This window comes from Streptomyces niveiscabiei (genome assembly GCF_001419795.1).
In the GTDB taxonomy this organism is placed as follows: Bacteria; Actinomycetota; Actinomycetes; order Streptomycetales; family Streptomycetaceae; genus Streptomyces; species Streptomyces niveiscabiei.
Window position 1 is genome coordinate 1 of sequence record NZ_LIRL01001189.1, and the last position, 8,341, is coordinate 8,341.

General features: G+C 72.1%; 8 protein-coding genes. 3 read left to right on the forward strand and 5 right to left on the reverse strand.

The genetic code is table 11. The annotated features are described in order from the left end of the window. The first annotated feature begins 472 nt into the window (after window positions 1–472). A complete protein-coding gene (locus AOK24_RS41855; protein WP_055725113.1) occupies window positions 473–1,450 on the forward strand; it encodes an NAD-dependent epimerase/dehydratase family protein in 978 nt (325 codons plus the stop codon). Here the strand turns inward: AOK24_RS41855 and AOK24_RS41860 are convergent. After that, on the reverse strand, window positions 1,436–2,176 hold the full coding sequence (locus AOK24_RS41860; RefSeq protein WP_055725114.1) for an AraC family transcriptional regulator: 741 nt from the start codon (window positions 2,174–2,176) through the stop codon (window positions 1,436–1,438). The genes AOK24_RS41855 and AOK24_RS41860 overlap by 15 nt on opposite strands. A 54-nt stretch (window positions 2,177–2,230) precedes the next feature. Here AOK24_RS41860 and AOK24_RS41865 point away from each other — a divergent pair, with 54 nt between their 5' ends. After that, window positions 2,231–3,442: an MFS transporter gene (locus AOK24_RS41865; RefSeq protein WP_055725115.1), complete on the forward strand. Its 1,212-nt coding sequence runs from the start codon at window positions 2,231–2,233 to the stop codon at window positions 3,440–3,442. Here AOK24_RS41865 and AOK24_RS41870 read toward each other — a convergent pair. Continuing rightward, the gene (locus AOK24_RS41870; protein ID WP_055725116.1) at window positions 3,361–4,140 is read right to left on the reverse strand and encodes an NAD(P)H-dependent oxidoreductase; all 780 of its coding nucleotides are present in this window, start codon (window positions 4,138–4,140) and stop codon (window positions 3,361–3,363) included. The genes AOK24_RS41865 and AOK24_RS41870 overlap by 82 nt on opposite strands. A 141-nt stretch (window positions 4,141–4,281) precedes the next feature. On the opposite strand from AOK24_RS41870, the gene AOK24_RS41875 reads away from it, so the two are divergent. Further along, the gene (locus AOK24_RS41875; RefSeq protein WP_055725117.1) at window positions 4,282–5,124 is read left to right on the forward strand and encodes a helix-turn-helix transcriptional regulator; all 843 of its coding nucleotides are present in this window, start codon (window positions 4,282–4,284) and stop codon (window positions 5,122–5,124) included. On the opposite strand, the gene AOK24_RS41880 is transcribed toward AOK24_RS41875, so the two are convergent. The 3 genes from AOK24_RS41880 to AOK24_RS41890 all read right to left on the reverse strand — a co-directional run bounded on the left by AOK24_RS41880 (window position 5,121) and on the right by AOK24_RS41890 (window position 8,286). Beyond that, window positions 5,121–6,254 (reverse strand): sialidase family protein, encoded by a 1,134-nt coding sequence (locus AOK24_RS41880; RefSeq protein ID WP_055725118.1) that lies wholly within the window; start codon window positions 6,252–6,254, stop codon window positions 5,121–5,123. The two genes, AOK24_RS41875 and AOK24_RS41880, sit on opposite strands and share 4 nt — an antisense overlap. After that, a complete protein-coding gene (locus AOK24_RS41885) occupies window positions 6,251–7,030 on the reverse strand; it encodes an HpcH/HpaI aldolase family protein (RefSeq protein ID WP_055725119.1) in 780 nt (259 codons plus the stop codon). The genes AOK24_RS41880 and AOK24_RS41885 overlap by 4 nt, the downstream gene beginning before the upstream one ends. 275 nt (window positions 7,031–7,305) lie before the next feature. Beyond that, a complete protein-coding gene (locus AOK24_RS41890; RefSeq protein ID WP_079057265.1) occupies window positions 7,306–8,286 on the reverse strand; it encodes an aldo/keto reductase in 981 nt (326 codons plus the stop codon). Window positions 8,287–8,341: the final 55 nt, after the last annotated feature.

Consider the following 8,341-nt stretch of genomic DNA (forward strand, 5'->3'; position numbering starts at 1 on the left):
CCCCCGCAGCAGCCCGGTCGACCACCGCCAGCACGTCACCCACCACGGGCTCTGACTCGGCGAGAGCACACAACGCCCCCGGCACATAGGCCCCTTGACCAGGGAACAACACGACACACTTGGACATGGACACCCCTCGAAGGACACGAAGACCGAAAGACACGAAGGCCGAAGGACACGCAGAAGCGCAGGACACGAAGAAGTGCAGGACGCGCCGCTCACCGAAGATCCCGGGAACCGGTTGTCATGCTCCGTGCCGCCCCCGGGGTGCGTGTAGGGCGCTTTCACCGGAGCGCGATTCACCGCACGAGCCGCACGCACCGAAACCCATTCGCCACGCCCCCGGCGCCCACGGACCCACAGGGTCGTGCGCCGGAGCGAAGCGGAAGGGTCCGGCCCAGGCCCCGTCACCCCGGCCGCCTTTAGGGTTGGCGTCAGAAACGGCAAGAACGAGGCAATGAGCGGGAGACGCATGCGAGTCGTCGTCATCGGCGGAAGCGGCCACATCGGCACCTTCCTCGTACCCCGTCTGGTGCGGGCCGGACACGAAGTGATCAACATCAGCCGGGGCACCAGCACCGCCTACACCGCCGCCCCCGAATGGGACCAGGTGCGGCAGGTCGTCGCCGACCGGCAGCAGGAGGACGCCGAGGGCACCTTCGGCGACCGGGTCGCCGCCCTCGCGCCGGACGCCGTCGTCGACCTCGTCTGCTTCACCCTGGACTCGGCGACCGCCCTGGTCGAGCGGCTGCGCGGCAGGGCCGGACACCTCCTGCACTGCGGCACCCTGTGGCGCTACGGCCCCAGCGACAAGCTGCCGATCTCCGAGACCGGCGGCACACCCCCGGTGGGGGAGTACGGCATCCAGAAGGACCGCATCGCCCGGATGCTGAAGGCGGAGACCGCGAACGGCGGCCTGGTCACCACGTCCCTGCACCCCGGCCACATCGTCGGCCCCGGCTGGGAACCGGTCAACGCGCTCGGCAACCTCGACCCCGCCGTCTGGTACGCCCTGTCCGCCGGACAGCCCCTCAAAGTCCCCGGCATCGGCGCCGAGTCGATGCACCACGTCCACGCCGACGACGTCGCCCAGTCCTTCGAGCGGGCCATCGACCACCGGGACGCGGCGGCGGGCGAGGACTTCAACGTCGTCGCCCCGACCGCCCTGACCGTACGCGGCTACGCGGACATCGCGGCCGGCTGGTTCGGGCGGACGGCGCGGCTTGAGCCGGTGACCTGGGAGGAGTTCCGTACGACCACCACCCCCGAGCATGCCCAGAACAGCTGGGAGCACCTCCACCGCAGCCACTGCCTCACCATCGAGAAGGCCAGGACCCTCATCGGCTACGCCCCGCGCTACGAACCGGAGGCCGCCGTCCTCGAATCCGTCCGCTGGCTGATCGAGCACGACCGCCTGAAGGTCGCCGCCCCGCTGCTACCCGCCGTGTGAGCCCGGCGTGTGACCGAACGTACGCCGGAACACCTCGATGAACGCGCTCGCCGAGGACCATCCGCACCGATGCGCGACCGCCGTCACCGCAACCCCCTCGGTCAGCAGGACCAGCGCGTGATGCAGCCGCAACTGGGTGCGCCACTGGGGAAACGTCATGCCGAGGTCGGCGCGGAAGAGCCGGGACAGCGTCCGGTCGCTCGCGCCGACCTCGCGGCCGAGTTCGGCGAGGGTGCGGCTGTCGCCGGGGTCGGCCTGGAGGATGCCGCACAGACCGCGCAGCAGGGGAGCCGTGGGCGCCGGAAGGTGCAGCGGCTGCTGCGGCGAGGCACGCAACTGGTCGAGGAGCACGGCACGCAGCCGGGACCGCTCGGGGGTGTCGCCGCCGCTGTCGCCGGTGTAGGCGATGAGCAGTTCCCGCAGCAGCGGGCCGACGGCCAGGACGGTCGGCGCGTCGAGGCCGAGCGGGTTCTCTGCGGCGGGCAACCCCACCAGGTGCAGGTCGAGTTCGCCGTACGCCCGGTGCGCGTGCACCGTGCCGGCGGGCACCCAGATCGCGCGCGTGCCCGGCGCCACCCAGGACCCGGCGTCGGTCGTGACGGACAGCACGCCACGGCCCGCGTAGACGATCTGGTGGTCGTCGTGGCGGTGCGCGTCGATCGCCGCGCCGGGCGCCAGCCACTGGGTGCGGGTCGGGGCCACCGGATCGTGGCGGAATTCCGTCATCACCTGGCAGTTTATCGAAAGCGCGACAGGGCGTCCGGCCCGGAGCATGACGGCATGCGAAGGAACACCTCGATCGTCCTGCTGTCCGTGGGCCACGCCTGCGTCGACGTCTACCAAGGCGCCGTGGCGGCCCTGGTGCCGTTCTTCATCGCCGAGCGCGCCTACCCGTACGCCGTCGCCTCGGGCATCGTCCTCGCCGCCTCCCTGCTCTCCTCGGTCGCCCAGCCGGTGTTCGGCGTCCTCACCGACCGCCGCTCGATGCCCTGGCTGCTCCCCGCGAGCACCCTCCTCGGCGGCCTCGGCATCGCGCTCAGCGGACTGACCGGCTCCTACCCGCTCACCCTCGCGTCCGTCGCCCTCTCCGGCATCGGCGTCGCCGCCTACCACCCGGAGTCCGCGCGCGTCGCCCGCCTCGCCGCCGGCGGCAGCCACCGCGCCATGGGCTGGTTCGCCACGGGCGGCAACATCGGCTTCGCCCTCGCCCCCCTCCTGGTCACCGCCGTGATCGCCACCGGCGGACTGCGCTGGACCCCCCTGCTGCTCCTGCCCGCCCTCGCGGGAACCGCCCTGTGCCTGCCGGTGGTCCACGCCCTCCACCGGCGCACGGCGGGACCCGGTACGGCGCTCCCGCCCGGCCCCGACGACACCGCCTCCTTCGTGAAACTGTCCCTCGCCGTGGTCTTCCGGTCGGTCACCTTCGTCGGCCTGAGCACCTTCATCGCCCTGTACGCCCGCCAGCGCGTGGGCGGCGGCACGGCAGCCGGGACCGCCGCCCTGACCGTCCTCTACCTCGGCGGCGCCGGCGGCTCCCTGCTGGGCGGCGCCCTTGCCGACCGCTGGGACCGCGTCACCGTCTCCCGCTGGTCGTACGTCCTGACCGCCGTATCCGTCGCCGGCGTCGTATGGACACCGGGCCCGGCGCTCTACCTCTTCGTGGCCCTGACCTCGATCGGCCTGTACGTCCCCTTCTCCCTCCAGGTCACCCTCGGCCAGGACTACCTCCCCTCCCGCGTCGGCACCGCCAGCGGCATCACCCTCGGCCTGACCGTCAGCATCGGCGGCCTCGCGAGCCCCGCCATCGGCGCCCTCGCCGACGCCACGAGCCTGCGGACCGCGCTGACCCCGCTCGTCCTGATGCCGGTGCTGAGCTGGCTGTTCTTCCGTACGCTGCCCGAACCCGCAGGTCAGCCGCGCACGTGCAGCCCGAACCCCGTCCTCCCCGCCGGCTCAAGCCCCTCCCTGAGCCGCAGCGACGGGATCTCGTAGTCGCCGAAGTTCTGCCGCCTGAACCCGATCGGCTCGGTCGACTCCAGGGCGAGCAGCCGCTCCACCCACGCCTTCGCGACGTCCGTGAACTCCGCGTCGGTGATCCGGTCGGCGCCGTGCACCACGAACGGCGGGAGCACCTCCAGGCCCGGGTAGTGGAGGATGCCGTGCTGGATCGGGAACAGCACGTCGTCCAGGGGGCCGTTGATGCCGCGCGCCGAGTAGTGCGACTCGGGGCCACCGACGGTCACCGACACCAGCGCCCGCCGCCCCGCGAGGGTGCCCTCGCCATAACGGTCGCCGTACTTCGTGTCGCTGTGCTCGCCGACGCCGTACGCGAAGTGGTACGTGAACACCCGGTCCACCCAGCCCTTGAGGATCGCGGGCATCGTGTACCACCACAGCGGGAACTGGAGGACGACCGTGTCGGCCCACAGGAGTTTCTCCTGCTCGGCGCGGACGTCGGCCGTGAGGGTGCCGGTGTCGAAGGCGCGGCCCGAGTCGAGGGCCACCTTCAGCGGGGACGACGCGGCGGGGCCGTAGTCGTCGGCGTCCACGACGGCCTTCCAGCCCATCGCGTACAGGTCGCTCACCCGCACCTCGTGCCCGGCACCCTCCAGGGTCCGCACGGCGAGGTCCGTCAGCGAGCCGTTGAGCGACTGCGGCTCGGGGTGGGCGTGGACGATCAGCGTCTTCACGGGAACTCTCCTTCGGATCGGATGCCCTCGATCCTGGGGCCACGAACGCTCGTTGTTCAGGGCCACCCATACCGTCGGACCGGACTTCCTGGTATTCGCAGGACCACCCTCACGCCCGCCACCGGCGCCATACTGGAGCCCATGGACGATCTCGCGGGCTTCCTGCGGACCCGGCGCGCCCGGGTCGACCCGGCGGCCTCCGGCATCCCCGTCGACCGGCGCCGCCGGGTCGCGGGCCTGCGCCGCGAGGAGGTCGCGCACCTCTCGGGCGTCAGCGTCGACTACTACGTACGCCTCGAACAGGGCCGCGCCACCCAGCCCTCCGAACAGGTCCTCGACGCCCTCGCCCGCGTCCTCGGCCTCGACGAGACCGAACACGACCACCTGCACCGCCTCGCCCACCAGCCCCGCCGCCGCGCGAAGGCCCCCACCGGACGTGTACGGCCGCAGCTCCTGCGCGTCCTCGGCCTGGTCACCGACGCCCCCGCGTTCATCCTGGACCACCGCCTGAACGTCCTCGCCGGCAACCGCCTCGCCGGACTCCTCTACGGCCGCCCGATCCCGGGCCTCAACACGGCCCGCCACCTCTTCCTGGAGGAGAAGGAACGCGGCCTGTACGCCGACTGGGAGACGTGCACCCTCGACGTCGTGGGCCACCTCCGCCTGGCCGCGGGCAAATACCCCGACGACCCCCGACTCGCTTCCCTCATCGGCGAGTTGTCCATGGGCAGCGAACGCTTCCGCCGCCTCTGGGCCCGCGCCGACGTCCGCGCCCGCACCCACGGCCGCAAGGCATTCCGCCACCCCCTCGTCGGCCTCCTCGAACTCCACCAGGAGAACTTCGCCCTCCCGGACGAGTCGGGCATGGAGCTGATCGTCCTCTCGGCGGCACCCGGCAGCGCCGCCGAGGACGGGATGCGGCTGCTCGCGCGCCTCGGCGCGGACAGCGAAGAACGGCCCGACAAGGTACGGCAGTTGCCCTAACCGAAGGACCCGCGCAGCCGGATGTGCCGGATCTCCTTGCGGTGGTGCGTGTACGCGATGTGCAGATCCCCGTCCGGGCTCTGGACGATCGACGGGTACGAGAGCTCGCGGTTCAGGCCGTCGCGGGAGTTGTTGGTGAGGCAGTAGCCGTCCCCGGTCACCAGGTCGGCGCGCGCGGGCCAGGTGAGGCCGGCGTCGTCGGAGAAGGCCAGGGACAGCGGGGCCCTCGGGGCGCCCCAGAACGCGGACGAGACCGGGGAGCCGGCGGTGTCCTCCTGGACGGCGAGACCGCCCGCCTCGTCGATCTCGTCATACAGGGAGACCCGCCGGTCTGTGGCGTCCAGGGCGCTGCTGTGGTTGTAGACCAGGGCGAGGCGGCCGTCCGTGAGCGGGACGTACTGGATCGACGAGTTGTTGTTGGGGAGGTCCAGCGGCTCGGGCTCGGTCCAGGTCTCGCCGTCGTCCACGGACAGGGACCGGTGGACATGGTCCGCGCGGCGGCTGCGGAAGAGCGCGCACAGGAACCCGTTCGGGAGGCGGTGCACGTTCATGTGGACGAGGCCCGTCGAGCCCGGCACCGCCTCCTCGCGCCAGGTCGCGCCGTCGTCGTCGCTGATCTTCACGGCGCTGGTGTCCTGATCGCCGGTCCAGCGCCGGCCCGGGGTGAGGACGCAGCGGAAGACGGGCAGCAGCAGGCGGCCCGAGGGCAGCACGACCGGCGGCTGACGGACGAACACGCCGCCCGTGAACAGGGTGCGGGTCGGCCCCCAGGTCGCGCCGCCGTCGTCGCTCACCCGCAGCCGTACCTCGGCCGTGTCCTGGTCGCCGCCGCGCTGGGCGGTGTGCAGGAGCCACAGGGCGCCCGAGGGGTGGGGGAAGAGGACCGGGTTCTGCTCGGAGCGCGTCGCGTCCTCGGAGAGACGCACCGGCTCCGTCCACTGCGTGGCGCCGGGCGCGAGGCGGGAGAACCAGACGGAGATGTCCGCCATGCCCTCCTGCGTGCCGCCGAACCACACACAGCCGAGACCGCCGCCCGGCAGGACGGTCAGGTTCGCGGCGTGGCTCTGCACGGTCGGCGTGGGCAGGACCGTGTCGTCACGGTCGTATACGGCGGGGAGTGCGGTCGTCACAGGCTTGCTCCAGGCGTGCGGGCCGAGGCCAGATGGTCGCGGGCGGACTGCTCCAGGTGCACCAGGTCGCAGGCGACGGTCGCGAACGTGAAGCCCTCCGCCAGCCGCTTCGCCGCCCGTGACCCGTCCGGGTTGTGGATACCGGCCGCGACACCCGCCCGCGCCGCCGCCTCCCTGACCGCGACCAGCGCCGCCTCGAAGACGTCCGCGAGCGCCGGATCCGTCGACGAGGCCCCGCCCAGCGCGATCCGCAGATCCGAGGGGCCCACATACACACCGTCCAGGCCCGGCGTCGCACAGATCTCCTCGACGTTCGCGAGCCCCTCCGCCGTCTCGATCATCGCCAGCACGACCGTCGCGCCGTGCGCGTCCGCCGGGTCCGGCCCGATCCGCAGAGCCGACCGCATCGGCCCGTACGAACGCCGCCCGAGCGGCGGATACCGTACGGCGGCCACGGCCTCGGCGGCCTGCTCCGCCGAGTCCACCAGCGGCACGATCACCCCCGCCGCCCCGGCGTCCAGGGCCCGGCCGATCGGCGCCGGGGCGTTCGCCTCGACCCGGACCAGACCGACGGCCGTCGAGCCCTTGCAGTCGATCGCGAGGAGGTTGTTGAGCATGCCGGAGTAGCCGAACAGCCCGTGCTGGGCGTCCAGGGCGACGTAGTCGTAACCGAGGCGGGCGATGCGCTCGGTGGCCACGGGTGCGTCCAACAGGCACCAGTAGCCGAGGAGGTGCTCACGGGCACGGAGGGCGGCGGTGAACTCTGCCGGGGTCATGGGGGGTGTCCTTGTCGGTGGTGGCCTGGTCAGTGCTGGCTCAGTTGGTGGTGGCCTTGCTGGTGGCGGCGAGTAGTGCTGGCCAGTTGGTGGTGGCCTTGTTCGTGGTGGCGAGTCGGTGGCGGCCTGGTCGGTGGTGATCCAGCCAGTGGTGGCGAGTCGGTGGCGGCCTGGTCGGTGGTGATCCAGCCAGTGATGGCGAGTCGGTGGTGGCCTGGTCAGTGGTGGCCCAGTCAGTGATGCGGGTTGGCGGTGTCCTTGGCGGTGGTGGCGGGTCAGCGGTTGTACGCCGGCATCGGGCCGCGCAGCGCCGCACCGACCGCGTCGCACGCGGCCGTCACGTCGGCCGGCAGTGAACCCGCCCCGGCCGCCGCGATGTTGGCCCGCAGGTGCTCGGTGCGCGAGCCGCCCAGCAGCAGCGCGTCCGTCGAATCCCGGTCCAGCAGCCAGCGCAGGGCCAGTTCGGTGAGCGGGATGCCCGACTCCCCGGCGATCCGGGTGAGTTCGGCGACCGCGTCGAACAGGCGCTGGTCCCAATAGCGAGCCCGGTACATCTCCGCGAGCCGCGAATCCCCGAACCGGCCCGAGTCCGGGGCCTGTTCGAAGCGGTGGCGGCCGGTGAGGAGGCCGCCGCCGAGCGGGTTGTAGACCATCGTGCGCAGACCGGTGACGGCGGCGTACTCGACGTACTCCTCCTCGATCCGCCGCGCGAGGAGATTGTGCAGCTGCTGGGCGACGACCGGCCGCGGGGCACCCAACTCGTCGGCGACATGGTTGAGTTCGGCGATCTGCCAAGCCGCGTAATTGGAGACGCCGAGCGCCCGCACCTTCCCCTCGGCCACGAACCCGGCCACCGCGCCGAGCGTCTCCGCGATCGGCGTCGCACGGTCCGGCTGGTGCAGATAGAACAGGTCCACATGATCCGTACCGAGCCGCTTGAGACTCCCCTCCAGCGCAGCCCGCATCCCCGCGGCGGACAGCGGCGCGTGCTCCCCCTGATCCGGGTGCGGGATCCCGGCCTTCGTCGCGAGCACGATCCGATCCCGGCACCCGGGCAACAGCCCCGCGAGCATCCGCTCGCTCTCCCCGCCCGCATACCCATTGGCGGTATCGACACCGGTGATCCCGGCATCCAGCGCCACCGCAAGCATCTCGGCAGCACCAGCACGATCGACGGTGTCACCGAACGTCATCGTGCCGAGCACAAGACGCGAGAGCGGGACGGGGACGTTCGGCAGAGTGAGAACGGTGGTCACGCACCGGTTCCTTCCTGTGGGGCGGGGTGGGGGGTGGTGGATGTCGGCACGGTGC

Bases quoted from the DNA above. Each gene is read 5' to 3' on its own strand.
- AOK24_RS41855 (WP_055725113.1), top strand. From the start codon at position 473: ATGCGAGTCGTCGTCATCGGCGGAAGCGGCCACATCGGCACCTTCCTC.
- AOK24_RS41860 (WP_055725114.1), bottom strand. From the start codon at position 2,176: ATGACGGAATTCCGCCACGATCCGGTGGCCCCGACCCGCACCCAGTGG.
- AOK24_RS41865 (WP_055725115.1), top strand. From the start codon at position 2,231: ATGCGAAGGAACACCTCGATCGTCCTGCTGTCCGTGGGCCACGCCTGC.
- AOK24_RS41875 (WP_055725117.1), top strand. From the start codon at position 4,282: ATGGACGATCTCGCGGGCTTCCTGCGGACCCGGCGCGCCCGGGTCGAC.
- AOK24_RS41885 (WP_055725119.1), bottom strand. From the start codon at position 7,030: ATGACCCCGGCAGAGTTCACCGCCGCCCTCCGTGCCCGTGAGCACCTC.